This is a genomic window from Sinomonas sp. P10A9, from assembly GCF_041022165.1.
In the GTDB taxonomy this organism is placed as follows: Bacteria; Actinomycetota; Actinomycetes; order Actinomycetales; family Micrococcaceae; genus Sinomonas; species Sinomonas puerhi.
Window position 1 is genome coordinate 1,834,393 of sequence record NZ_CP163302.1, and the last position, 23,888, is coordinate 1,858,280.

General features: G+C 69.0%; 19 protein-coding genes. 8 read left to right on the plus strand and 11 right to left on the minus strand.

Features of this window, described 5'->3' with window-relative positions; translation table 11 throughout:
- Window positions 1-55 precede the first annotated feature (55 nt).
- Window positions 56-517: a transcriptional regulator NrdR gene (gene nrdR, locus AB5L97_RS08335; protein WP_369047160.1), complete on the plus strand. Its 462-nt coding sequence runs from the start codon at window positions 56-58 to the stop codon at window positions 515-517.
- A gap of 135 nt (window positions 518-652) precedes the next feature.
- Here the strand turns inward: nrdR and ppgK are convergent, their stop codons facing one another.
- Window positions 653-1,456 (minus strand): polyphosphate--glucose phosphotransferase, encoded by an 804-nt coding sequence (gene ppgK, locus AB5L97_RS08340; RefSeq protein WP_369047161.1) that lies wholly within the window; start codon window positions 1,454-1,456, stop codon window positions 653-655.
- Window positions 1,457-1,528: 72 nt separating this feature from the next.
- Window positions 1,529-2,407 carry a type I methionyl aminopeptidase gene (gene map / locus AB5L97_RS08345; protein ID WP_307956595.1) on the minus strand — a complete coding sequence of 293 codons (879 nt, stop codon included), beginning with the start codon at window positions 2,405-2,407 and terminating at the stop codon, window positions 1,529-1,531.
- A 97-nt stretch (window positions 2,408-2,504) separates the two neighbouring features.
- On the opposite strand from map, the gene AB5L97_RS08350 reads away from it, so the two are divergent.
- A complete protein-coding gene (locus AB5L97_RS08350; protein WP_307956734.1) occupies window positions 2,505-2,693 on the plus strand; it encodes an SPOR domain-containing protein in 189 nt (62 codons plus the stop codon).
- A gap of 13 nt (window positions 2,694-2,706) precedes the next feature.
- Here the strand turns inward: AB5L97_RS08350 and panB are convergent, their stop codons facing one another.
- Window positions 2,707-3,591, minus strand: a complete 885-nt coding sequence (gene panB / locus AB5L97_RS08355; RefSeq protein ID WP_369047162.1) for a 3-methyl-2-oxobutanoate hydroxymethyltransferase — start codon at window positions 3,589-3,591, stop codon at window positions 2,707-2,709.
- Between the two features lie 76 nt (window positions 3,592-3,667).
- Here panB and AB5L97_RS08360 point away from each other — a divergent pair, with 76 nt between their 5' ends.
- Genes AB5L97_RS08360 through AB5L97_RS08370 form a run of 3 tightly spaced genes read left to right on the plus strand, consistent with a single transcriptional unit; the run spans window position 3,668 to window position 8,444 of the window.
- Window positions 3,668-5,008, plus strand: a complete 1,341-nt coding sequence (locus AB5L97_RS08360; RefSeq protein ID WP_307956593.1) for a glutamine synthetase family protein — start codon at window positions 3,668-3,670, stop codon at window positions 5,006-5,008.
- A gap of 9 nt (window positions 5,009-5,017) precedes the next feature.
- Window positions 5,018-8,080: a bifunctional [glutamine synthetase] adenylyltransferase/[glutamine synthetase]-adenylyl-L-tyrosine phosphorylase gene (locus AB5L97_RS08365; RefSeq protein WP_369047163.1), complete on the plus strand. Its 3,063-nt coding sequence runs from the start codon at window positions 5,018-5,020 to the stop codon at window positions 8,078-8,080.
- A 37-nt stretch (window positions 8,081-8,117) separates the two neighbouring features.
- A complete protein-coding gene (locus AB5L97_RS08370) occupies window positions 8,118-8,444 on the plus strand; it encodes a cupin (RefSeq protein ID WP_307956591.1) in 327 nt (108 codons plus the stop codon).
- Window positions 8,445-8,584: 140 nt separating this feature from the next.
- Here the strand turns inward: AB5L97_RS08370 and glnA are convergent, their stop codons facing one another.
- On the minus strand, window positions 8,585-10,009 hold the full coding sequence (glnA, locus tag AB5L97_RS08375) for a type I glutamate--ammonia ligase (protein ID WP_307956590.1): 1,425 nt from the start codon (window positions 10,007-10,009) through the stop codon (window positions 8,585-8,587).
- 267 nt (window positions 10,010-10,276) lie between these two features.
- Here glnA and AB5L97_RS08380 point away from each other — a divergent pair, with 267 nt between their 5' ends.
- On the plus strand, window positions 10,277-10,711 hold the full coding sequence (locus AB5L97_RS08380) for an RDD family protein (protein WP_369047164.1): 435 nt from the start codon (window positions 10,277-10,279) through the stop codon (window positions 10,709-10,711).
- Window positions 10,712-10,861: 150 nt separating this feature from the next.
- Here AB5L97_RS08380 and AB5L97_RS08385 read toward each other — a convergent pair whose 3' ends face one another.
- From AB5L97_RS08385 to lipB, 3 genes are all read right to left on the minus strand, one after another.
- A complete protein-coding gene (locus AB5L97_RS08385) occupies window positions 10,862-11,581 on the minus strand; it encodes a DUF4191 domain-containing protein (RefSeq protein WP_369047165.1) in 720 nt (239 codons plus the stop codon).
- A 91-nt stretch (window positions 11,582-11,672) separates the two neighbouring features.
- A complete protein-coding gene (gene lipA, locus AB5L97_RS08390; protein WP_307956587.1) occupies window positions 11,673-12,683 on the minus strand; it encodes a lipoyl synthase in 1,011 nt (336 codons plus the stop codon).
- Window positions 12,680-13,348 carry a lipoyl(octanoyl) transferase LipB gene (lipB, locus tag AB5L97_RS08395; protein ID WP_307956586.1) on the minus strand — a complete coding sequence of 223 codons (669 nt, stop codon included), beginning with the start codon at window positions 13,346-13,348 and terminating at the stop codon, window positions 12,680-12,682. The genes lipA and lipB overlap by 4 nt, the downstream gene beginning before the upstream one ends.
- Before the next feature lie 116 nt (window positions 13,349-13,464).
- On the opposite strand from lipB, the gene AB5L97_RS08400 reads away from it, so the two are divergent.
- Together AB5L97_RS08400 and AB5L97_RS08405 are read left to right on the plus strand one after the other, a co-directional pair.
- Window positions 13,465-15,342 (plus strand): serine/threonine-protein kinase, encoded by a 1,878-nt coding sequence (locus AB5L97_RS08400; RefSeq protein ID WP_369047166.1) that lies wholly within the window; start codon window positions 13,465-13,467, stop codon window positions 15,340-15,342.
- Between the two features lie 107 nt (window positions 15,343-15,449).
- The gene (locus AB5L97_RS08405; RefSeq protein WP_369047167.1) at window positions 15,450-19,163 is read left to right on the plus strand and encodes a S41 family peptidase; all 3,714 of its coding nucleotides are present in this window, start codon (window positions 15,450-15,452) and stop codon (window positions 19,161-19,163) included.
- A 190-nt stretch (window positions 19,164-19,353) separates the two neighbouring features.
- Here AB5L97_RS08405 and AB5L97_RS08410 read toward each other — a convergent pair whose 3' ends face one another.
- The 4 genes from AB5L97_RS08410 to lpdA all read right to left on the minus strand — a co-directional run bounded on the left by AB5L97_RS08410 (window position 19,354) and on the right by lpdA (window position 23,672).
- Window positions 19,354-19,779, minus strand: coding sequence for an OsmC family peroxiredoxin (locus tag AB5L97_RS08410; protein ID WP_307956583.1), 426 nt, complete (start codon window positions 19,777-19,779; stop codon window positions 19,354-19,356).
- 166 nt (window positions 19,780-19,945) lie between these two features.
- A complete protein-coding gene (locus AB5L97_RS08415; RefSeq protein ID WP_307956582.1) occupies window positions 19,946-20,326 on the minus strand; it encodes a hypothetical protein in 381 nt (126 codons plus the stop codon).
- 166 nt (window positions 20,327-20,492) lie between these two features.
- Window positions 20,493-22,238, minus strand: coding sequence for a 2-oxoglutarate dehydrogenase, E2 component, dihydrolipoamide succinyltransferase (sucB, locus tag AB5L97_RS08420; RefSeq protein WP_369047168.1), 1,746 nt, complete (start codon window positions 22,236-22,238; stop codon window positions 20,493-20,495).
- A 51-nt stretch (window positions 22,239-22,289) separates the two neighbouring features.
- The gene (lpdA, locus tag AB5L97_RS08425; RefSeq protein WP_307956580.1) at window positions 22,290-23,672 is read right to left on the minus strand and encodes a dihydrolipoyl dehydrogenase; all 1,383 of its coding nucleotides are present in this window, start codon (window positions 23,670-23,672) and stop codon (window positions 22,290-22,292) included.
- Window positions 23,673-23,888: the final 216 nt, after the last annotated feature.

Genomic DNA, 23,888 nt, shown 5'->3' on the forward strand with positions numbered 1-23,888 from the left:
ACATCTTGTGGTCTGCCCTTGTGGTCCGGGCTGCCGTGTCAGTACTATTGAGGCCGTGTACTGCCCGTTCTGCCGCAATCCCGATTCCCGCGTCGTCGACAGCCGCCTCCAAGATGACGGCTCGGCGATCCGGCGCCGTCGGCAGTGCCCCGAGTGCGGCCGGCGTTTCACGACGATGGAGACCACGAGCCTCACGGTGCTCAAGCGTTCGGGCGCAGGCGAGCCGTTCAGCCGCTCCAAGGTGATCACGGGTGTCCGGAAGGCCTGCAAGGGCCGCCCCGTGACCGACGACGACCTTGCGCTGCTCGCCCAGGAGGTCGAGGAGACCATCAGGGCCGCCGGCTCCGCCGAGATCCGGGCCCAAGAGATCGGCCTCGCGATCCTCGGCCCCCTCAAGAAACTGGACCAGGTCGCCTACCTGCGGTTCGCGAGCGTCTACCAGGACTTCGAGTCGCTTTCCGACTTCGAGGACGCGATCGGTGTCCTTCGGGCCGAGCAGGCGGCGGCCTCGGCCTAACGCGTCCAGAGACAGATTCCGGGGAATGGCCGCGCTATGGACCGGGTCCGCTGACTCAGGCCTTCTGGGATGAGCGCGACGCCGCGGGGCCCGGACACGCTGTCCGGGCCCCGCGGCGTCGCGCGTCACAAGCGGCTACTCCGCGAGCTTGTAGTGGATGGCCACCTGAAGCGCGGCCCCCACGATCCCGGCCTCGTTCTTGAGCTTCGCCGGCACGATCGGTGTGCGCAGCTTGAGCAGCGGCAGGTACTCGTCTGACCGCTTGGAGATTCCGCCGCCTACGATGAAGAGCTCGGGGGAGAAGAGGAACTCGACGTGCGAGAAGTAGCGCTGCAGCAGGACGGCGTACTCCTCCCAGCTGAGCCCATCGCGTTCCCGCGCGACGGCCGAGGCCTTCGTCTCGGCGTCGTGCCCGTCGATCTCGATGTGCCCCAGTTCGGCGTTCGGCACGAGCTTGCCGTCGAACACGAAGGCCGAGCCGATGCCCGTGCCGAGCGTGATGACGAGGACGGTCCCGTCCACGCCCTCGCCGGCGCCGTAGCGCACTTCCGCGAGGCCTGCGGCGTCTGCGTCGTTGATGACCTCGACAGGGCGGCCGAGGCGCTCGGTGAAGTGCTTGTCCACCTCGTAGTCGATCCAGGACTTGTCGACGTTCGCCGCGGAGCGGGCCACGCCGTGCAGGATGATCGCGGGGAACGTCACGCCGACTGGGGTATCGGCGTCGGGCGCGCCCTCGCGGCCGCTGAGTTTCTCGACGATCTCGGCCACGACGTCCGCCACGGCCTCGGGGGTCGATGGCTGCGGCGTGTCGATGCGGTACCGCTCGCCGACGAGCTTGCCCTTCTTCAGGTCGACGATGCCTCCCTTGATCCCGGTGCCGCCGATGTCGATGCCGATGACGGTCTGCGGGGACTTGCTCTTCTTCTCGCTCTTGGCCATGCGTTGCCCTCTCGCGGGGTAAGGGTGGGTGAGGCGGTTCTGGGGTGAGGCAGGTGAAGCTGGGCGGTTCGTCTAGGGAACCGTGAGGACCTCGGCGCCGGTGTCGGTGACGACGAGGGTGTGCTCGAACTGGGCGGTGCGCTTGCGGTCGCGGGTGACGACCGTCCATTCGTCCTCCCACATGTCCCACTCGATGCCGCCGAGTGTGAGCATCGGCTCGATCGTGAAGACCATGCCCGGCTCCATCACGGTGCTGTAGGCGGGCGCGGCATCGTAGTGCGGAATGATCAGGCCGGTGTGGAAGGCCTCGCCCACGCCATGCCCGGTGAAGTCCCGCACCACGCCGTACCCGAAGCGCTTGGCGTAGGCGGCGATGGCACGGCCGATCACGTTGATCTCGCGCCCCGGGGCAACTGCCTTGATGCCCCGGCGCAAGGACTCCTGCGTCCGCTCCACGAGCAGCCTCGACTCCTCGTCGACATCCCCCACGAGGAACGTGTAGTTGGTGTCGCCGTGCACGCCGTCCTTGTACGCGGTGATGTCGATGTTGATGATGTCTCCGTCGGCGAGCACGGTCGAGTCCGGGATGCCGTGGCAGATGACCTCGTTGACCGAGGTGCACAGTGACTTCGGGAAGTCGCGGTAGCCGAGCGTCGACGGGTATGCACCGTGCGCTATGAGGAACTCGTGGCCCACCCGGTCCAGCTCGTCAGTCGTCACCCCGGCACGGATGTGCCGGCCGACCTCGAGAATGGCCTGCGCGGCGATCTTGCTGGCGGCGCGCACCTTCTCGACCTTCTCCGCCGTGAGGACGTTGGACCCGGTGTACTTCGCGGGTGCCTTCTTCCACGCGTACTCGGGCCGTGGGATCGAAACGGGGACGGGCAGGACAGGGCTCACCGTGCCACGCACAAGCGTGCCGACGGGTGCCGTGGAGGGGGCTGAAGGCATAGGGTGATTCTACTGGTCGAGTGGTTTGATCCGGGTTCAGAATCAAGCCGGACCCGATGGAAATTGCTGGATGACATCGCTTGAGGAGGGCGCGGAGATGGCCGAGTACTGGTACAACGTCCGTACGCACGAGGTCGAGGAGGACGCACAGAGCGACTGGACCCAGCTGATCGGACCCTACGCGACGCGCGAGGAGGCCGAGAAGGCCCTCGAGAAGGTCAAGGAGCGCAACCGCGCGTGGGACCCCGCAGATGTCGATGGCGATGGCTGGAGCGACAAGGACTGACCCATAGGCCCGCTCAGAACGAGTGTTCGGGTCCGGGGAACTGCCCCGTGCGCACCTCGTCATGGTACTGGCGTGCGGCGTCGAGGAGTGCCGTCCGCAGGTCCGCGTACTGCTTGACGAACTTCGCGACCTTGACGCCCGGACCGCCCCGCAGGCCGGCCATGTCCTGCCACACGAGTACCTGGCCGGTCGTCGCGTTGCCGGCGCCGATGCCGATCGTCGGGACCGTCAGCGCGGCGTCGACCGCGGCCGCCGTTGCGGCGGGCACCATCTCCATGAGCACGCAGAACGCCCCGGCCGACTCGAGGGCCTTCGCGTCCTCGATGAGGCGAGCTGCGTCGTCGCCGCGGCCCTGCACGCGGTACCCGCCGAGCGCGTGCTCGCTCTGGGGAGTGAAGCCGATATGGGCCATGACGGGAATGCCCGCCTGGACCATGGCGCGGACCGTGTCCGCGTAGTAGGCCCCGCCTTCGAGCTTCACGGCGTGGGCGAGCCCCTCCTTGAGGAAACGGACGCCCGTCGCGATGGCCTGGGCAGGGGAGGCCTCGTAACTGCCGAAAGGGAAGTCGGCGACGATGAGGGCGTGCGGGGCCGAGGTTGCGACGGCGCGGACGAGCGGGATGAGTTCGTCGACTGTGACCGGCAGCGACGTCTCGTGGCCGTAGACGTTGTTCGCAGCGGAATCGCCGATGAGGAGCATCTCGATGCCGGCTTCGTCGAAGATCCGGGCCGTGTATTGGTCATACGCGGTGAGCATGGCGAAGTGTTCGCCACGTTCCTTGGCCTGGGCCAGATGGTGGACCCGGACGCGTGCGGTACGCGGCGTCGAGGCCGAGCCGGTCCCGTAGGGCGCAACCGCCTCGTCAGGGCGCTGCTCATCAGAACTCGTGGGGGCCATACGCACGAGAGTAGTCGATGCTTCAGTAGAGTGGGGGAAGCGTGCAGGGCCCAGACGGTAAGGATGCGAAGACCCCATGAATCGTCAGCAGGAGTTCGTCCTCCGGACTATCGAGGAACGCGACGTGCGCTTTGTCCGTCTCTGGTTCACGGACGTGGTCGGGGCGCTCAAATCGGTGGCGCTCGCCCCGGCCGAGGTGGAGGGGGCCTTCGAGGAGGGTCTGGGCTTCGACGGGTCCTCGATCGAGGGCCTCGCGCGCGTGTCCGAATCGGACATGCTGCTGCAGCCGGACCCCTCGACCTTCCAGATCCTTCCGTGGCGCGGCGAGACCGAGCCGACGTCCCGCATGTTCTGCGACATCCTCACACCGGACGGCGAGCCCTCGCTTGCCGATCCGCGCAACGTCCTGCGGCGCACGCTCGCGAAGGCCGCCGAGATGGGCTTCACGTGCTATACCCACCCTGAGATCGAGTTCTACCTGCTCGAGTCGGACCAGCTCGGCCCCGATGGTTCGCCGGTTCCCGCGGACCAGGGCGGCTACTTCGACCACGTCCCCGGCGGCGTCGCGCAGGACTTCCGCCGCACTGTCGTGAACATGCTCGAATCCGTCGGCATCTCGGTCGAGTTCTCCCACCATGAGGGCGGCCCCGGCCAGAACGAGATCGACCTGCGGTACGCCGATGCGCTCCAGACTGCGGACAACATCATGACGTTCCGCACCGTCGTGAAGGAGGTCGCGATCCAGCAGAACGGCTACGCGACGTTCATGCCCAAGCCGTTCTCGGCTCATCCGGGCTCCGGGATGCACACGCACTTCTCCCTCTTCGAAGGCGACAGCAATGCGTTCCACGAGCCCGGGGCGGAGTACCAGCTGTCCAAGACGGCACGCCACTTCATGGCGGGGCTCCTGCGGCATGCCACCGAGTTCACCGCCGTTACCAACCAGTTCGTGAACTCCTACAAGCGCCTGTGGGGCGGGGGAGAGGCGCCGAGCTACCTCAGCTGGGGCCACAACAATCGCTCGGCCCTGGTCCGCGTGCCCCTCTACAAGCCGGGCAAGGGGACGAGTGCCCGGGTCGAATACCGCGGCATCGACTCGGCAACCAACCCGTACCTCTCCTACGCGGTGCTCCTCGGGGCGGGTCTGAAGGGCATCGAGGAGGAATACGAGCTTCCCGCCGCCGCCGAGGACGACATCTCGGCCCTGACCTCAGCGGAGCGCCGTGCGCTGGGGCACGCGCCCCTGCCCGCGAGCCTCCATGACGCGGTCAACGCCATGGAGGAATCGGAGCTCATGGCCGAGATCCTGGGCGAGCAGGTCTTCGAGTACTTCCTGAGGAACAAGCGGCAGGAATGGAACGAGTACCGGCTCGAGGTCACCCCCTACGAGCTGCACCGCAACCTCGGGATCCTCTAGGAGCACAGGGTGGCCCCGAGTCTGACGCGCCGGCTCATCTCGATTGGATCGGCTGATCCGGAGAGGGCGGAGCGGTTCCTCGCGGCCCGCGAGCTCGAAGGCCTTGACGGTGAGGCGCTCCTCGAGGGCCTCGCGACTGCCCCCGACCCGGACGGCGCCCTCCTGGGTCTCGTGAGGCTTATTGAACGCCGGCCGGACATCCGCCAGCTCGTCGAGGCTGGGATCGGCCGGAGCGAGCCGCTCTTCAGGCTGCTCGGCGCCTCCGAGGCCCTCGGCGAGTTCCTCATCCGCCACCCCGAGCACACCGACGTGTTCAAGACGCACCTCTCCGCGGAACCGGTCGGGGCGGACCCGGCGCTCCTGCGGGAGTCCCTGCTGCGCTCCGTGGGCGCAGACCCCGGGTCGTCGCGTCCCGTCGCATCGTCGACGGGTCCCCAGGCGTACGCGGCGCTGCGCATCGCCTACCGACGCCATCTCTGCGAGCTCGCCCTGCGTGACCTCGGCGCCGCATCTCCCACGGACTTCCTGCCGGCCGCTGCCGCGGAACTCTCCGATCTGGCGGGCGCCGCACTCGAGGCGGCCCTGGCGGTTTCGCGAGCAGAGGCGGAGGCGAGCTTCGGGCGCGAGGAGGTGGCCGCCGTCGCCCTCGCCGTGATCGGCATGGGCAAGTGCGGTGCGCGCGAACTCAACTACATCTCGGACGTAGACGTCGTATACGTCATCGAGGCTGAAGGTTCGCCGGACGGTGCAGGGTCCATTGGCTCGGCGTCTGTCGACGCGACGCGTGCGGCCACGATCGGGACCGCGCTCGCGAGCGGCCTGGCCCGCGCGGTGTGGTCCCCCGGGCGGGAGCCCGCGCTGTGGCAGGTCGACGCGAATCTCAGGCCCGAGGGCCGTGACGGGCCCCTCGTGCGGACCCTCGATTCACATCTGGCCTACTATGCGCGCTGGGCCGAGAGCTGGGAATTCCAGGCGCTCCTCAAGGCCCGCTGCATTGCTGGCGACCGCGATCTCGGCGCGAGGTACGAGGCCGCCGTGAGCCCGCTCGTGTGGGCGTCCGCGGGCCGGGACGGCTTCGTCGAATCGGTGCAGGCGATGCGTCGCAGGGTCACGGACAACATTCCCGCGGCCGAGGCCGACCGGCAGATCAAGCTGGGCGCGGGGGGCCTGCGCGACGTCGAGTTCACGGTCCAGCTGCTCCAGCTCGTGCACGGCCGCGCCGACGAGTCGCTGAGGGTCCGCGACACGACGTCGGCCATCGCTGCGCTCGCGGCAGGCGGTTACATCGGGCGCGCGGCCGCGGTGGAGTTCGACTCCTCGTACCGGTATCTCCGGCTCCTCGAGCACCGCGTGCAGCTGACCAAGCTCCGCAGGACCCACCTCATGCCCACTTCCGATGACGCGCTGCGGGCGCTCGCGCGCTCGGTGCAGGGCGTCCTTGAGACCGGACGCCCGTCCCCCGAACAGCTCCTCGACGCGTGGCACAGGACCAAGCGCCGTGTGCGCGAGCTCCACGAGCGCATCTTCTACCGACCGCTGCTCAACACCGTGGCGAACTTGAGCCCCGACGAGGCGAGGCTCACCCCGGAGGCGGCCCAGGCCCGGCTCGCGGCTCTGGGCTATAGGGACCCCGTGGGCGCCATGCGGCACATCGAGGCCCTCACGGCAGGCGTGAGCCGGCGTGCGGCGCTCCAGCGGCAGCTCCTGCCTGTGCTGCTCGGCTGGATCGCCGAGGGCGCGGACCCCGACGGCGGCCTGCTCGCCTTCCGGCGTGTGAGCGAGGCCTTGGGCACGACCCATTGGTATCTGGGACTCCTGCGGGACTCTGCCGCTGCGGCCGAGCGTCTCTCCCACGTGCTTGCCGATTCCCGACTCATCGCAGATCTCCTCGAGGTTTCGCCGGAGTCGGTCAAATGGCTCGGCAGCGATGCGGACCTCGAGCCGTTGACCCTCGAGTCCCAGTGGCAGGAGATCAAGTCCAAGCTCTCCCGTCACACGGAGCATGAGGCGGCCATGCGCCTTGTCCGGCTTATCAGGCGGCGCGAGATCCTGCGGATCGCCCTGGCAGACAGTTCAGGGGTGATCGACCCGGACGCGGTCGGCCGCGCGCTCTCTGACGCGGACCAGGCCGCGGTCCTCGGGGCGCTCAGGATCGCCGAGGCCGCGGCGGAGGAGGCCGACGGCGCGCTGCTCACCCACGTTCTCGTCGTCGCCATGGGGCGTCAGGGAGGCCGCGAGATCGGCTATGGGTCGGACGCCGACGTCATCTACGTGCATCGGCCACTGCCAGGTGCCGAGCCCGAGGCGGCGCAGCGCCAGGCGCTGTCCATCGTTGGCACCCTGTCCGCTCTCCTCACCCAGCCGCTCAAGCCTCCGGTTCTGGCCGAGCGCGTCCTCGCCCTTGACGCCGATCTGCGGCCCGAAGGGAAGAATGGAGCGCTGGTCCGCTCGATCGACTCCTTCGCCGAGTACTACCGGCGCTGGGCGCTCGTGTGGGAGGCCCAGGCACTCCTGCGGGCCCGGCCCATGGCGGGCGACGACAGCCTCGCCCACGACTTCATGGCCCTCGTCGATACCGTGCGGTACCCCGAGGAGCTCTCAGCCGCCGATATCCGGGAGATCCGGCGGATCAAGGCCCGGGTCGAGTCCGAGCGGCTGCCGCGGGGCGCGGACCCGTCCCGCCACGTGAAGCTCGGACGCGGTGGACTGAGCGACGTTGAATGGCTCGTGCAGCTGCTCCAGCTCCAGCACGGAGCTAGGCATCCCGAGCTGCGGAGCACCGGCACGATGGAAGCGCTCTCGGCCGCCTCGACGCTGGGCCTCATCCCGGCGGACGAGGCGGAACTCCTCGCCGAGGCGTGGCGGCTCGCGAGCCGCATCCGGAGCGCGAACGTAGCCTGGAGCGGGCGGGCGTCGGATCTCCTGCCGTCCTCGCGCCGGGATCTCGAGGCCGTGGCGCGGTGGTGCGGTTATCCCCAGGACCAGGCGAGTGCACTCGAGCAGCACTATCTCAATGTCACCCGCCGGGCTCGGCAGGTGTTCGAGCGACGCTTCTACGCGGCAGAGCCGTGATCCCCACGGCGCACCGGACGGATGAAGGGAATGACTGATGGATGAGACGATCGACCTCGGCCGCGCGGCAGCGGACGAGCTGGAGAAGGCGCGCCAGAGCCCACATGGCCGCAGCGCCCGGGCACTCCTGCACGACGGGCACTTGAGGCACACACTCCTGGCGATTCTCGACGGCCAGGTGCTCGGCGACCACGCCAAGCCGGTCGCCGCGACCCTCCAGGTGCTCTCGGGCACGTTCGTGGTGCGCGGGGGAGACGCCGAGCTGCGCCTCAGCGCCGGCCAGCTCGCTGTGCTCCCGGGTCCACGCCACGACGTGACCGCGGAGGGCGACTCGGCCGGAATCCTCACGACCCTCGCTGGATAGCCCGGGCGCCGCACACGTCTGCGTTTGCAGTGGCACTGTGAAGCCAGGGATGACGACGGCGCCCCTCGCCTTCCGCCGGTTGGCAGCAGGAGGCGAGGGGCGCCGTCGTGCGCGGACAGGCCGCGCCGGGAGGGCGAGGATCAGACCCCGAAGTAGAGCTCGAACTCGTAGGGGTTCGGGCGCAGCGAGAGCGGCATGATCTCCTTCTCCCGCTTGTAGGCAACCCACGTCTCGATGAGGTCCTGGGTGAAGACGCCACCTGCCTGGAGGAACTCGTTGTCGGCTTCGAGGGCCTCGAGGGCCTCCTCGAGGGAACCCGGAGCCTTCGGGATGTCGCGGGCCTCCTCGACCGGAAGCTCGTAGAGGTCCTTGTCGATCGGAGCCGGCGGCTCGATGCGGTTGCGGATGCCGTCGATGCCGGCCATGAGCTGGGCCGAGAACGCGAGGTACGGGTTCGACGACGGGTCCGGCGCGCGGAACTCGATGCGTTTCGCCTTCGGGTTCGAGCCCGTGATCGGGATCCGGATGCCGGCGGAGCGGTTGCCCTGCGAGTACACCATGTTGACCGGGGCCTCGAAGCCCTTGACGAGGCGCTTGTACGAGTTCACCGTCGGGTTCGTGAACGCAAGCACCGCGGAGGAGTGCTTCAGGAGGCCGCCGATGTACCAGCGGGCGAGGTCCGAGAGGTTGGCGTAGCCCTTCTCGTCGTAGAAGAGCGGCTCGCTGCCGTTCCACAGGGACTGGTGGCAGTGCATGCCCGAACCGTTGTCGCCGAAGATGGGCTTCGGCATGAAGGTTACGGTCTTGCCCCACTCGAGCGCCGTGTTCTTGATGATGTACTTGAACTTCTGAAGATCGTCCGCAGCACGCACGAGCGTCGAGAAGCGGTAGTTGATCTCGGCCTGGCCAGCGGCGCCGACCTCGTGGTGGGAGCGCTCGACCTCGAGGCCTGCGGCGTCGAGGGCGAGGCACATGGCGTCGCGGAGGTCCGCCTGGTGGTCCACGGGGGCCACCGGGAAGTACCCGCTCTTGAACGGCGTCTTGTTGCCGAGGTTGCCGCCCTCTTCCTCGCGGCCCGAGTTCCACGGGGCCTCGATCGAGTCGACCTTGTAGAAGGAACCCTGCGGAGAGGACTCGAACTGGACGTTGTCGAAGACGAAGAACTCGGCCTCGGGGGCGAAGAACGCCGTGTCTGCGATGCCGGTGGAGGCGAGGTACGCCTCGGCGCGCTCTGCTACGCCGCGCGGATCGCGGTGGTACGGCTCGCCTGTGCGCGGGTTCACGATCGAGAAGTTCAGCGCGAGGGTCTTCTCGACGCGGAACGGGTCGAGGAACGCCGTTGTGACATCCGGGATGAGCTGCATGTCAGACTCGGCGATGCCCTGGAATCCGCGGATCGAGGAACCGTCGAACAGCTGGCCGTTCTTGAAGAAGTCGTCGTCGACCGTCTTGGCCGGGATGTTGAAGTGCTGCTGGACGCCCGGGAGATCGGTGAAACGGATATCGACGAACTTGACGTCCTCATCCTTGATGTATGTGAGGACTTCATCCGCAGATTTGAACATCTGTACTCCTAATGCGTCGGTGGTAACAGTCGGGCCGGCGCGATCATCGCACGCGCATGCACTGCGCGGCGCCGAACGCCTCGCTGCAACTGGTACCACACTACGAACAGGGGGTTTCCCGTCCATGTCGGCATTGTTTCGGCGAGGTTACGCGGCCCGACCCCGTGTAAACGCTAGCGGCACGTGATCCCGAGGGCCAGCCCGCGCCCAGAAGTCGTCCGCTGACCCCGGGCAGGTCGGGGGTTCTGACGCTCCTAGAATGGATGGATGATCGACCGCAGAGACATCGGATCCTGGATCAGTGGCCCCCAGCTCGCTGAAGGGGACTTCCCGGGGAGGCGGCTGGGCATGCCGCGCACGGGACCGGGCTCCGTAGGCCGGCCGGGGCGCCGCGTCCTGGCGTTGTGCATTGACTGGGCAGCGTCCTACGCGATCGCCGCCGCGTTCTTCGGCGGAAGCCAGATGTCGATCCTCCTCGTGTTCGCCCTCGAACAGGTGCTTCTCGTCGGGTTGGCGGGCTTCGGCCTCGGCCACCGGCTCGCGGGCCTCAAGGTGCGTCGCCTCGATGGCGGGTCGGTCGGGATTCCGCGGGCGGCTCTGCGCACGCTCCTGCTGTGCCTCGTGATCCCCGCGGTGATCTTCGACCCGGACCAGCGAGGCATCCACGACAAGGCCGCGGGGACCGTCGTCACGCGCCTCTAGAAGCCCACCTGCACGCACCTCTGAGGTCACCGGTCGTAGCTCCCTGAAAGCGATGGGGCTGAAAGTGATCGGGCTGCAGCCGGCATGCGAAAGGCCCCGGCAGTCCTGCCGGGGCCTTTCGCTTCAGAGTGCGGTTATTCCGTGCCTTTCTCAGCGACCGCGCATCGCGCGACGGTCGGGGCGGACCCTGTTCGGGTCGATGCCCTTCGGGATGGGCAGCTTGCTGCCGAGGGACCCGATGCGCTTGTTCACCGCGGTGACCTCGACCTTGGTCAACTGGGGCTTGAGCTTGTTCATGGCGCCGGCAACGTTGCGGAGCTGGGTCTGACCCTCGTCGCGGCCTGTCTCGATCACGTGGATCGGAACGTTGGGGAGGATGCGGGCGAGGCGCTTGCGCTCGCTTTCGACGAGCGGACGGACGCGGGTGCTCGGGCCCTCGGACACGAGGACGACGCCGGGGCGGCCGACCGCACGGAACACGACGTCCTGAGTGCGCGGGTTCACGGCCACTGGCTGCTCCTCGACGATCCAGCCGCGGCGGAGCGAGTTGAGGGCGGCGCCGGCCGCGCCGGGCTGACCTTCGATCTGCGAGTAGGCGGCGCGTTCGGCGCGCCGGCTGAGGATGAAGACCGCACCCAGGACGCCCAGGAGGACGCCGATGATGAGGCCAGTGATCCAGTTGTCGACGAGGAATCCGATCAGCAGGCTCACGGCCGTGACCCCGAGGAACACGAGCAGCATGAGCCACACGGAGTTGGGATCGGCCTTCCGAGTCATCTGGAAGACCTGGATGAACTGCTGGAAGCCGTTGGGCTTCTTCGCCTTCTTCGGAGCCTTGTCCGAGGGCGTGGTGTCGGTGCTCTTCGCCATAGTGCCTCAATTCTAAGTCACCGGCGGCCTCGCGGGACGCCCGAACGCCCGCTCTCAGCGAGAACGGGCGTTCCGGTGGATGTGCGCGGCCTCAGCCGAGGTGGGCGGCGACCAGTGTTGCGGCCTCCTGGCGCGTGGTGCCGGAGGACTCGATGTGGGCCAGCTGGGCAGGGATCTCCCAGCCCTTCTTGCGCATGGCGGTGGCCCACAGGCGGCCGGCCCGGTAGGAGGACCGCACGAGGGGCCCGCTCATGACGCCGAGGAAGCCGATCTCCTCGGCTTCCTGGGAGAGCTCGACGAACTCCTGGGGCTTGACCCAGCGATCCACGGGGTGGTGGCGCTCCGACGGGCGCAGGTACTGCGTGATCGTGATGAGGTCGGTCCCGGCGTCGTGCAGGTCCCGCAGCGCCTGGGAGATCTCCTCACGGGTCTCGCCCATGCCGAGGATGAGGTTCGACTTCGTGACCATGCCCTGATTGCGGCCCTGGGTGATGACGTCCAGGGAACGCTCGTATCGGAACGCGGGCCGGATGCTCTTGAACAGGCGCGGCACGGTCTCGACGTTGTGTGCGAATACTTCGGGCCTGGACTCGCAGATCGCGGTGATGTGCTCAGGCTTGCCGGAGAAGTCGGGGATGAGGATCTCGACGCCGGTGCCCGGATTGAGCTCGTGGATCTTGCGGACCGTCTCGGCGTACAGCCACACGCCCTCGTCTTCGAGGTCGTCGCGGGCAACGCCCGTGACGGTCGCGTAGCGCAGCGCCATGGACTGGACCGAACGGGCCACCTTGGTGGGTTCGAAGCGGTCCAGCGGGGAGGGCTTGCCCGTGTCGATCTGGCAGAAGTCGCAGCGACGGGTGCACTCCGAGCCGCCGATGAGGAAGGTGGCCTCCTTGTCCTCCCAGCATTCGAAGATGTTGGGGCAGCCCGCCTCTTCGCAGACGGTGTGGAGCCCCTCCTTCTTGACCTGATTCTTGAGCTGGATGAACTCAGGGCCCATCTGGACCTTGGCCTTGATCCACTCCGGCTTGCGCTCAACGGGGACGGCGGCGTTGCGCTGCTCGATGCGCAGCATGCGGCGCCCTTCGGGTGCGAGGGTCACGCGGGAACTCCTTCGGTCTGGGCGACGAACTCGCCGGCACGGCGGGAGAGCTCCTCCGTGATCCGGCCGACGATGTCCAGCGGGCCGACTTCCCGGCCGCACTCGGCGGAGATCGTGGTGGTCCCGGCATCGGTGATGCCGCACGCGATGATCTGCTCGTAGGGCTCAAGGGTGTTGCTGCAGTTGATCGCGAAGCCGTGGCCCGTGATCCCTTCATGCACACTGATGCCGATGGCGGCGATCTTCCGGTCACCGCCGCGCTCGTCCGCGCGGACCCAGACCCCTGAGCGCCCGTCGACGTGCTCGGCCTTGACCCCGTACTCCGAGATGACGGTGATCATGACGTTCTCGAGGAGCTCGACGTAGGCGCGGACGCCGCGCGGCTCGGCGAGCCTGACGATAGGGTAGCCCACGAGCTGGCCCGGGCCGTGCCAGGTGAGCTTGCCTCCTCGGTCCACGGGCACTACGGGGGTGCCGTCGAGAGGACGCTCGTGGTCCTCGGTGCGCTTCCCGGCGGTGTACACCGGGGAATGCTCGAGGAGGAGGACAGTGCTGGGGGCGGTTCCCGCCGCCACGTCCTCGTGGAGCTTGAGCTGGGCGGCCAGACCATCGGTGTATTCGACGTAGTCAGGCGCGAACCCCAGCCGGGTGAACGCAAGAGTCATGCGGACAAGCTTAGTCCTCCGCTCGGAGGCTTCCCGAAGAGTGTGACGAGCCTCGCATCCGGGCCGCCTGTGGATAACTTCCGAGGCACTTTCCCGATCTGGGGTAGACATGAGCCATGGACGCTTTCAGCGCTGGTCATGGTGGTGCGGGCGGCAATCCGGCCGAGGTCCCCGCCAGCGGCGGCGCCGCGGGCCCCGCCGACGGGATTCCGGTGCTCGCCGGGCACGAGGTGCTGCGTCCCCTCGGCGTGGGCAGTGCGGGGACGGTGTGGCTGGTGCGTGAGGCAGCGAGCGGCCGCCAGTTCGCGGCGAAGGTCCTGCTCGCGGGTGCCGAGGGCGCCGATCTGGACGACGCCCTCGCCCAGGCACAGAAGGAAGTGAGGATCGCCCGTGCGCGCCCGCACGACCACGTCCTTCCGGTCCATCGGGCCATGTCGGCGCAGGCCGCCGGCGGAACGGGGCGGCATGCCATCGCGATCCTCAGCGACTATGCCCCCGGAGGTTCGCTCGGCCATCTCCTGCGGGTGCGGGGCCGACTCCCGATCGGCGAGTGCATCACCGTGGTGGCACCGATCGCGCAGGCCCTCGCGGCGCTCCACGCCGAGGGCACCGCGCACGGAGACGTCTCCCCGGGCAACATCCTCTTCACGGTGGACGGCATGCCGATGCTCGCGGACTTCGGCCTCGGCCGAATGGTCGGGGACGCCGCTTCGAACCACGGCGGAACGCCGGGCTTCTCCGACCCGGTTGCGGCAGGCGCCGGGCCTGCCAGTGGAGCGGACCCGTTCACGCACGACGCCGCCCGGCCCGGTCGCGCACGCGGGCTCGGACCCGCCACGCTCGCCGCGGCGGGCGACGTTTTCTCACTCGGTGCGGTGGCCTGGTTCATCCTCACCGGCGAGCCGCCTGCCCCGACGGACCAGAGACCACCCCTCTCGCTCATCATCGAGGACGTGCCGGCCGAGCTGGCCGCGGCCATCGAGGCAGCGCTGCGCGATGACGCCCGGCAGCGGCCGTCCGCGGAGGAACTCGCGCGTTCGGTGCTGCGCAGTGCGCGCCCGGCAAGCGTGGACCTCGCGCCCGCCGTGGACGCGAGCGTCCTCCCGGAGCTGCTGACGCGACGGAGGGAGCCGCCGTCCGGGAGACGGGGTCCTCTGTCTGCCCGGCATTGGCCCCGCGGTCTCCTGCGCTCCGGCGTGGGGCGGTCAGGCATGGGGCGGTCAGGCGTCCAGCGCTCCGGCATCCAGCGCCCCCGGGCCAGCGGTTCTGGCGGTCTGGGACCCGGGAGCTCCGGTCTGCAGGGTGCCGGACGCAGGCACGCTGCCACAGCCCGCCGCCCACGGACGACGCCTCGGAGCGACTCGCGGGCTGGACTGCGGGTCGGGCTGCTGTGGTCGGCGGCGGCCGTTCTCGGGGCCGCGGTGCTCGCCGGCGCGTGGTGGATCGGGTCCTTCGGGCCGGGCATGAGCGGCGCCGAGGGCCGAAGTGCCGGCACCGCAGCGCAGGCCGGCTATCCGCGGCCCGTAGCCTGGTCGGTGCTCCCCGAAGCCCTGCGCCGCGGCGCAGACGCGGCCGACCCCGTGCAGGCCGTCCAAGCATTGTCCGAGATCCGCGCGCGGGCGATCGCGGGACAGGAGCGTGAGCTCCTCGACACGGTCAATGCGAAGGGCTCCTACGCGGCATCGGCAGATGCGGCCCTCCTCGACCGGCTCATCGCCGACGGCCAGAGGCTCGAAGGCTTCGCCGCACGGGTCCTCTCCGCCGACCTCGAAACGGGGGAGACGGGCCAGGCCTCCCTGCCGTCCGCAGGGCCGCCCACCCCGGGCGCGGAGACCGCCGTCGTGCGCGTGCGGATCGTGACGAGCGGCTACACCGTCAAGGACAGCGACGGCGTGACGGTGGGGGAGCGGCCGGCGGGCCTCGACCAGGAGCTGAGGATCATCCTCGAGCGCGACGAGCAGGGCTGGAAGGTCGCGCGCATCGCCGCCGCATAGCCTCCTGCACCCGCGTCATGACCTCTTCCGGTGCAATGTAGGTCACACTCGCCGTGGCGGCCTCCGACGGACCCGGCGCGGGTCGCTGCCCTGCCTATGATCGGAGAATGACTGGCTCCAGCTACTTCCGCTATCCCCACGTCCACGGGGACCTCGTGGCGTTCGTCGCCGAGGATGACGTCTGGCTTGCGCCAGTTGCCGGCGGCCGCGCCTGGCGGCTCTCGTCGCTCGGCCTCCCCGCGCGCAACCCGCGCTTCGCACCCGACGGCAGCAAGGTCGTGTGGACCGTGGTGCAGGGCAGTGCGCCCGAGGTGGTCTCGGCCGACGTGGACGGCGGCGGGTTCCGCCAGCTGAGCTGGTTCGGCCACTCGACCACACGCGTCAAGGGGTTCACACCGGACGGACGCGTGGTCGTCACGAGCGCACACAACCAGCCGGACGGCCGGCACACCCACGCGTACTCGATCCCTGTGGACGGCGGGTGGCTTGAGGAGCTCCCGTACGGACCGGTGGACTCGGTGGCCTTCGGGCCGAGCGTGGGTGACGATCGTCCGGTCGTTGTCGGGAGTGTCCTGACCCGAGACCCTGCGCACTGGAAGCGGTACCGCGGAGGGGCCGAGGGCAAGCTGTGGATCGATCCGGACGGCGGCGGAGAGTTCCGCCGTCTCGCCACCGGTCTGGACGGGAACCTCGCCGACCCGATGTGGGTGGGAGGGCGCATCGCCTTCCTCTCTGACCATGAGGGAGTCGGCAACCTCTACTCGGTCGACCGCACCGGCGGCGATCTCGCGCGCCACACCGACCTGGACCGCTTCTACGCGCGGCATGCGAGCACTGACGGTCGCCGCGTCGTCTTCGAGAGCGCGGGGGAGCTCTGGATCCTCGACGGCCTCGACGCGGAGCCCCGCCGCCTTGAAGTGGCACTCGCCTCGGCCTCCACGTCCCGACGCACGGTTCCGCTCGCCGTCGGCCGTCACCTCGGCGAGGTTGTCCCGACTCCTGACGGCCGCGCGAGCGTGGTCGAATCCCACGGCACCGTGCACTGGCTCACGCACCGCGACGGCCCGTCCCGGGTCGTCGAGGCGACCCCCGGCGTTCGCGCGCGCCTGGCGCGGCCCCTCGGGGCGGACTCCGTCGTGTTCATCGCCGACCACGACGGCGAAGAAGGGCTCTTCATCCGGCGTCTCGCCGCCGACCCCGCGGCTGCCTCCCACGAAACCCCACACCCCGTGCCCGCAACGCACGACGGCGCCCCGGCCGGTGACGGTGACGTCACCGCACACAGCCTTCCCCTGCCTGTCTCGGCGCGCGGACGCGGAGGGTTCGACGCGCAGGGCGCCGCCGGTGCCGCCGACGGGGCTGCGGCGGGCAGCGACGTTTCCGCGGGCGGCCCCGCAGATGGGACCGGCAACGGGACCGAGTCGGCTCGGCGCACGCCGGATATGCCGGGGTCCGCCGGGGGCCAGCGAAGCCTGCGGTCCTACTCCGTGCCTGCGCGGACCGCTGTTCCGGCGGCGGACGAGGCGGACACGCTTCCGAGCCTGCGCCGCATCGCCCTGCCGTCCCCGCACCGGCCGGCCGAGCTCGTCCCGAGCCCCGACGCGAAGTTCATCGCCGTCGGAACCTCGTTCGGCGACGTCTACCTCGTGGACGCAGAGCACGGCACAGCGACGACCCTCAGCACCGTCGAGGAGGGCACGATCGAGCAGCTCGCATGGAGCCCCGATTCGCGGTGGCTCTCGTGGAGCGAGCCCGTGACGGCATTCGGCGCGCGTTCGAAAGTGCGTCTGGCCGAGCGCGAGACGGGCCGGGTCGCGGACGTGACCGACGGACGCTTCTGGGACGCATGGCCCGCCTTCACCCCGGATGGGAAGTACCTCGCCTTCCTCTCGGGGCGCAGCTTCGATCCGGTCTACGACGGCCACTCATTCGATCTTTCATTCCCGAGTCCCATCAAGCCGTACATTGTGCCGCTCGCGGCGACGACCTCGAGCCCCTTCGGCCCGCGGGTCGCAGAGTTCACCTCGGAGTCCGCCCCCGAGGACGCCGCCACCGATTCCGATCCCGCCACGCATGACGACGCGCAGTCTTATCTCACCGAGCCGTCGGAGGGCACCGACGCGTCCGAGGGATTCACGCCTGCCGGGCAGCACGTGGACCACATCGAGGTGACGGTCGATCTGGAGGGCATCCAGCACCGCATCACGTCGCTGCCCGTACGCCAGGGCAACTATTCTCGGCTCACGGCTACCAAGGACGCCCTCCTCTGGATGTCCCAGGACCTCACCGGCGCCACGGGCGAGGGAAAGGCCAAGCCCAGCGACAAGGATGCCGCTCCGACGCTCCACCGCCTCGACCTCGCGACCGGCGCCGAGACGACGATCGTCAGCGCGCTCGAACGCTACAGGGTCAGCGCCGACGGCAGCCGGGTCGTGTACGTGCGCGAACGCTCAGTCCACAGCGTGCCGAGCGACAAGCCGGCAGAGGACGGACACGGCGAGCACGTGAGTGTGGACCTGGACCGCATCCGGGTCCGACTGGACCCGATCGCCGTTTGGGCGCAGGCCTTCGACGAGGCCTGGCGCCTCCAGCGCGATTTCTACTGGACCGACGACATGGCCGGCGCCGATTGGGACGAGGTCCGAGATCGGTACCGTCCCCTCGTGCCCCGGCTCGGCTCGCACGACGATCTGGTCGACCTGCTCTGGGAGATGCATGGCGAGCTGGGCACATCGCACGCCTACGTCACGCCGACTCTCGTGACGGAGCCCGGTGCGGGGGGACAGGGCCGTCTCGGCGGCGAGTTCGACTTCGACGGCGGCTGGGTGGTGCGGAGGGTCCTGGCCAGCGAATCCTCGGACCCGCTCGCCTCGTCGCCGCTCGCCTCCTCCGGTGCCGGGGTCCGCCCGGGTGACCGCCTTCTCGCCGTGGACGGCGTGCCACTCACCTCCGACTTCGGCCCCGCCATCGCGCTCGCGGGCGCGGCTGGGAAGGTCGTCGAACTCACGATGCTCAACGGCTCCGAGCATGGCGACCGCGCTGGGGCGACCCGGCGGATCGCCGTCGTGCCCATCCGCGATGAGGAGCGACTGCGCTATCAGGAATGGGTGCAGGCCAACCGGCGGCTCGTGCGCGAGGCGTCCGAGGGGCGCTTCGGCTACCTGCATGTACCGGACATGGGCGCTCGCGGCTGGGCTCAGCTCCACCGTGACCTGGACACGGAGACCGCGCTCGACGCGCTCGTCGTCGACGTGCGCCGCAATCGCGGGGGGCACACGTCCCAGCTCGTCGCGGAGCTCATCGGCCGCCGCGTCATCGGCTGGACCATGCCGCGTGGAGAGCAGCCCAGGACGTACCCGCGGCACGCCCCGCGCGGACCCGTCGTGATCCTCGCCGACGAGTTCGCCGGATCCGACGGCGACATCATCACCCAGGTGGGCAAGCTGCGGGGGATCGGCCCCGTGGTGGGCACCCGAACCTGGGGCGGCGTCATCGGGATCGACAACCGGTTCAAGCTCGCCGACGGCACGTCGGTGACCCAGCCGCGCTACGCGACGTGGTTCGAGGGCGGGATCGGCTGGGGTGTCGAGAACTTCGGCGTCGAGCCGGACATCGAGGTGCCGTACCCGCCGCAGGCCTACGCCGCGGGGATCGACCCGCAGCTTGAGCACGGCATCGGCGTGCTCAAGGAGATGCTCGTCGAGATCCCGACCCAGCGCCCCCCGGCGCGCGAGGGGTACCGTTCGGTGCATCCCACGGCCCTCCCTCCGCGCCCGCAGGACCTCGCGGAGGCCGAGGCGGTGCCCGCCTACGAGGGCTGAGCCCGGCTGGCGGGGCCTTGCCTTGCCAGCACGGGCAGGGCCGGTCCTCGCGTGGGCGGAGCCCGTTCGTGACGGCGGAACCCGTCACGTGGCGCGATTCAGACGGCGAGAGGCCCCTCCTCCGGGAGGGACCTCTCTTGTCAATGCCGCAGGAGGGTCAGTTCTGGTCGGTGTGGCCGTTGGCCCAGGCTCAGGACTCGAGGGTGGCCTTGAGCGTGATCGGGATCGAGAGAGCCGAGCTGACCGGACAGCCGGCCTTGGCCTTCTCGGCGATCTGCTGGAACTCGTCCTGGGCGATGCCGGGGACCTGCGCGGTGACCGTGAGCTGGCTGCCGGTGATGCCCTCGCCCGCCTTGAAGCCGACCTCTGCGGACGTCTCGATGCGCTCGGCCTTGTAGCCCGCGCCGTCGAGCTCGTTGCTGAACGCCATCGAGAAGCACGAGGCATGGGCCGCGGCGAGCAGCTCCTCTGGGCTCGTCTTGCCGTTGGCCTCCTCGGTGCGGGCCTTCCATGTGACGTCGTAGGTGCCGAGCCCTGATGTGTCGAGGGTCGTCTGGCCGGAGCCCTCGAACAGATTGCCCTGCCAGACGGTGTGCGCCTTGCGGATCGTAGGCATGCGTGCTCCTCGCGAAATCGTTGTTGTGCGGCGCGGACGGAACGACCGCGCCGTCTTGGCCCATCGTAGGCACAGCGAGGCCCCGCACGCTGAGCATTAAGCCGGCGGACGGGGCCTTCGATCGGGGCGCTTCGGTGCGCGCCTCTGCATCAGCGACAGATAGCCGTCACTGCCAGATCGTGGCGATCGCGATGTTGAGCAGCGCGAGACCGCCGACGCCGTGCGCGAGTCCAGGGGACACGGTCTCGCCGGCCTTACGCCGTCGGTTGCCCACGAACGCGAGCGCGCCGACCACTACCGCGATGATGAACTTCACGGTGAGCTTGATGTACAGGCTCGTGGTGAGGGGTTCGACGCCGCTGTCTGCCTGCTTCGAGAGCACGGTCACGAGTCCCACGAGGATGATGCCCGTGACGAGCTGCGTCATGGCACCGTCGAACTGACGCGGGCCGACCGTGGGGCTCTTCATGTTGGCGATCCATGGGCCGACGATCATCGCCGCACCCACCACGTGCAGGAAAATCACAATGTTCAGGACGACAGTCATGGTCCCGAGTTTAGTGGTGGGCCGAGCGGGCCCCCGTCGAAACCGGCGGCGAGCGCGTTCCAAGTGCGTAACGAATGTCGGGGCGCCACGACGCAACGGCGCCCGCCCCGGGAAAGGGGGCGGGCGCCGTCGTGCGTCTGGCTGGATCTATAGCGTCAGAGACGCATCAGAGTCCCAGATCGGCCTCGAACGCGCCCTCCTCGAGGCGTGCGCGGAGCGTCTGGAGGAAGCGTCCGGCGTCCGCACCGTCAACGAGGCGGTGGTCGTAGGTCAGCGAGAGGTACATCATCGAGCGGACCGAGATCACGTCGTCGCCCTCGGCGTTCTGGGAGACCCAGGGGCGCTTGACGATCGCGCCGGTGCCGAGGATGGCGACCTGCGGCTGGTTGATGATCGGCGTATCGAACAGCGCGCCGACCGAGCCGATGTTCGTGATGCTGAACGTGCCGCCGGAGAGCTCATCGGGACCGATCTTGTTGTTGCGCGTGCGCGCAGCCACGTCGGCGATGTGGCCCGCGAGCCCGGCAAGGTTGAGGTTGCCCGCGTTGTTGATGACCGGGACGAGGAGGCCCTTGTCCGTGTCCACCGCGATCGCCAGGTGCTCCGCGTTGTGGTAGGTGATCTGCTGGGTTTCCTCGTTGTACTCCGCGTTCAGCTTCGGGTGCTGCTTGAGCGCCTCGGCCACGGCCTTCGCGATGAACGGCAGGAACGTGAGCTTCACGCCGTTCTGGGCGAGGAACTTCGCCTTGGAACGGTCGCGGAGCTTCGCGATCTTGGTCATGTCGACTTCGTGCACCTGCGTGAGCTGCGTCGAGATGTCGAGGGACTCGCGCATGCGCCGGGCGATGACCTGGCGGATGCGGGGCGCCTTCTCCGTGGTGCCGCGCAGCGATGACGCAGGAGCCGCGGAGGCCTCCTTGGACGCAGCCGCGGCCGGGGCGGGCGTGGCAGCCAGAGCTGCAGCCGCCTTCTTTGCCTCGACCGCAGCCAGGACATCCTGCTTGCGGATACGGCCGCCGACGCCGGTGCCGGTGAGGCTCGTGACGTCGATGCCGTTCTGGTTGGCCAGCTTGCGCACGAGAGGTGTGACGTAGCCCGACTCGGTGCCCTGAGCGGCAGGCGCGGCAGGCGCCGCTGCGACCGGCGCAGGCGCGGCGGCCGGAGCCGGTGCAGCAGGAGCAGCCGGTGCAGCCGGGGTGGCCGGTGCCGGGACCGCAGCGGGTGCCGGTGCGGCGGCGGGCTCGGGTGCCGGTGCGGCGGCGGGAGCGGGAGCCGGGGCTGCCGGAGCACCGGAGCCGACGACGGCGAGCACGGCGCCGACCTCTGCGGTCTCGTCCTCTGCGACCCTGATCTCGAGCAGGGTACCGGCGACCGGCGAGGGGACCTCGGTGTCGACCTTGTCGGTGGAGACCTCGAGGAGCGGCTCGTCGACCTCGACGGTCTCGCCCACGGCCTTGAGCCAGCGGGTCACGGTGCCTTCCGTGACACTCTCACCGAGGGCGGGGAGCTTCACTTCGTGCCCCTCGGCCGGGGCGGTGGAGGCAGCTTCGGTGGTGGGCTCGGGAGCAGCGGCCGGCGCGGGAGCAGCGGCTGGCGCGGGAGCAGCAGCCGGAGCCTCGGGCGCCGCGGGGGCCTGCTCGGCGGCGGGTGCCGCAGGGGCGTCAGGCGCCGATGCGCCGTCGCCGATGATGGCCAGGGGTGCGCCGACCTCGGCAGTCTCATCTTCGGCGACGAGGATCTGCTCGAGGATACCCGCGACGGGGGAGGGGATCTCGGTGTCGACCTTGTCGGTGGAGACCTCGACGAGGGGCTCGTCGACCTCGACTCGGTCGCCGACCTGCTTGAGCCAGCGGGTGACGGTTCCTTCGGTGACGCTTTCACCGAGGGCCGGAAGGGTAACGGATTCAGACATGGGTGCCCGTGCTCCTAGATTCTTCTCTGTGCGAATGGTGTCTGCGTCGGTTCAGCCGTGGAGGGGCTTGCCGGCCAGTACGAGATGCGCCTCGCCGAGGCTCTCGTTCTGCGTCGGGTGGGCGTGGATGAACTGGGCGACGTCCTCGGGGTACGCCTCCCAGTTGACGATCAGCTGCGCCTCGCCGATCTGCTCGCCCATGCGGGCGCCGATCATGTGGATGCCCACCACGGGGCCATCCTTCTGACGGACAATCTTGATGAGGCCTGACGTGCCGATGATCGAGCTCTTGCCATTTCCCGCGAGGTTGTACTCGGCGGTTTCGACCTGGTCGTCGCCGAACTTGGCCTTCGCGGCCTTCTCGGAGTATCCGACCGTGGCGATCTCGGGATCGCAGTAAGTGACCTTGGGGATGTTGATGTCCTCGACGACGACGGGGTTGAGCCCGGCGATCTCCTCAGCCACGAAGATGCCCTGCTGGAACCCGCGGTGGGCCAGCTGGACGCCGGGAACGATGTCGCCGACGGCGTAGATGTTGCCGACGCCCGTGTGGAGGCGCTCGTTGGGGATGACGAAGCCGCGGTCCATGGTGATGCCCGCCTCCTCGTACCCGAGGTTGGCAGTGAGCGGGCCACGGCCGACGGCGACGAGGAGGAGCTCGGCCTCGAACGTCTTGCCGTCCACGAGCGTCACCTTGACGCCGTTCTCATCCTGCTCGACGCCCTGGAAGAACGTTCCTGTGCTGAACTTGATGCCGCGCTTTTTGAAGGCGCGCTCAAGCTGCTTGACGATCGTGGCGTCCTCGTTCGGGACGAGCGAGGGAAGGCCTTCGACGATCGTGACGTCCACGCCGAACGAGTTCCAGACCGACGCGAACTCGACGCCGATGACGCCTCCGCCGAGCACGATCGCACTCTTGGGCACGTAGTCGAGGGTGAGCGCCTGCTCGGAGGTGATCACGCGGCCGCCGATCTCGAGGCCGGGCAGGCTCTTCGAGAAGGAACCGGTCGCGAGGATGATGTTCTTGCCCTTGTAGGCAGTGCCGTCGACGGTGACGGTGTCCTGGGCGGTGAGCCGCCCTTCGCCCTCGATGACCGTGATGCCCTTGGCCTTGATCAGGCCCGTGAGGCCCTTCCACTTCTTGGAGATGATGCCGTCTTTGTAGGCATTGACAGCGGGCATGTCGATGCTGTCGAGAGTGACGTTGATGCCGTACTTGGCGGCGTCGCGGGCGTGGTCCACGAGCTCGGCCGAGTGGAGGAGCGCCTTGGTCGGGATGCAGCCGGTGTGCAGGCACGTGCCGCCGAGCTTGCCCTTCTCTACGAGCCCGACGCTGAACCCCAGCTCGGAGGCGCGGATTGCGGCAGCGTAGCCGCCGCTTCCTGCGCCGAGGATCAAGATGTCGAATTCGTGCGCAGTTGCCTCTTCGGCCACGTGTACGCTCCCTCGCCTTGAGGACGGCGTGTTCCGCCGTCGGATGTGACAGTTGGCCTGCGGCTGTAGCGCGCCGGCCGGGTATTCAGGGAAACCCTATCCCCCCGACTGACTATGCTCCACCTTCGCCGAACGAAAGTCGCTGCCTTGTGTCCAGACTCACGGAACTTTATCATTTCTCAACAGATGGATTTTAAATTTCGAATTATGGAAACT

Bases quoted from the DNA above. Each gene is read 5' to 3' on its own strand.
- ppgK (WP_369047161.1), bottom strand. From the start codon at position 1,456: ATGGCCAAGAGCGAGAAGAAGAGCAAGTCCCCGCAGACCGTCATCGGC.
- map (WP_307956595.1), bottom strand. From the start codon at position 2,407: ATGCCTTCAGCCCCCTCCACGGCACCCGTCGGCACGCTTGTGCGTGGC.
- AB5L97_RS08350 (WP_307956734.1), top strand. From the start codon at position 2,505: ATGGCCGAGTACTGGTACAACGTCCGTACGCACGAGGTCGAGGAGGAC.
- panB (WP_369047162.1), bottom strand. From the start codon at position 3,591: ATGGCCCCCACGAGTTCTGATGAGCAGCGCCCTGACGAGGCGGTTGCG.
- AB5L97_RS08360 (WP_307956593.1), top strand. From the start codon at position 3,668: ATGAATCGTCAGCAGGAGTTCGTCCTCCGGACTATCGAGGAACGCGAC.
- AB5L97_RS08370 (WP_307956591.1), top strand. From the start codon at position 8,118: ATGGATGAGACGATCGACCTCGGCCGCGCGGCAGCGGACGAGCTGGAG.
- glnA (WP_307956590.1), bottom strand. From the start codon at position 10,009: ATGTTCAAATCTGCGGATGAAGTCCTCACATACATCAAGGATGAGGAC.
- AB5L97_RS08380 (WP_369047164.1), top strand. From the start codon at position 10,277: ATGATCGACCGCAGAGACATCGGATCCTGGATCAGTGGCCCCCAGCTC.
- AB5L97_RS08385 (WP_369047165.1), bottom strand. From the start codon at position 11,581: ATGGCGAAGAGCACCGACACCACGCCCTCGGACAAGGCTCCGAAGAAG.
- lipB (WP_307956586.1), bottom strand. From the start codon at position 13,348: ATGACTCTTGCGTTCACCCGGCTGGGGTTCGCGCCTGACTACGTCGAA.
- AB5L97_RS08400 (WP_369047166.1), top strand. From the start codon at position 13,465: ATGGACGCTTTCAGCGCTGGTCATGGTGGTGCGGGCGGCAATCCGGCC.
- AB5L97_RS08405 (WP_369047167.1), top strand. From the start codon at position 15,450: ATGACTGGCTCCAGCTACTTCCGCTATCCCCACGTCCACGGGGACCTC.
- AB5L97_RS08410 (WP_307956583.1), bottom strand. From the start codon at position 19,779: ATGCCTACGATCCGCAAGGCGCACACCGTCTGGCAGGGCAATCTGTTC.
- AB5L97_RS08415 (WP_307956582.1), bottom strand. From the start codon at position 20,326: ATGACTGTCGTCCTGAACATTGTGATTTTCCTGCACGTGGTGGGTGCG.
- sucB (WP_369047168.1), bottom strand. From the start codon at position 22,238: ATGTCTGAATCCGTTACCCTTCCGGCCCTCGGTGAAAGCGTCACCGAA.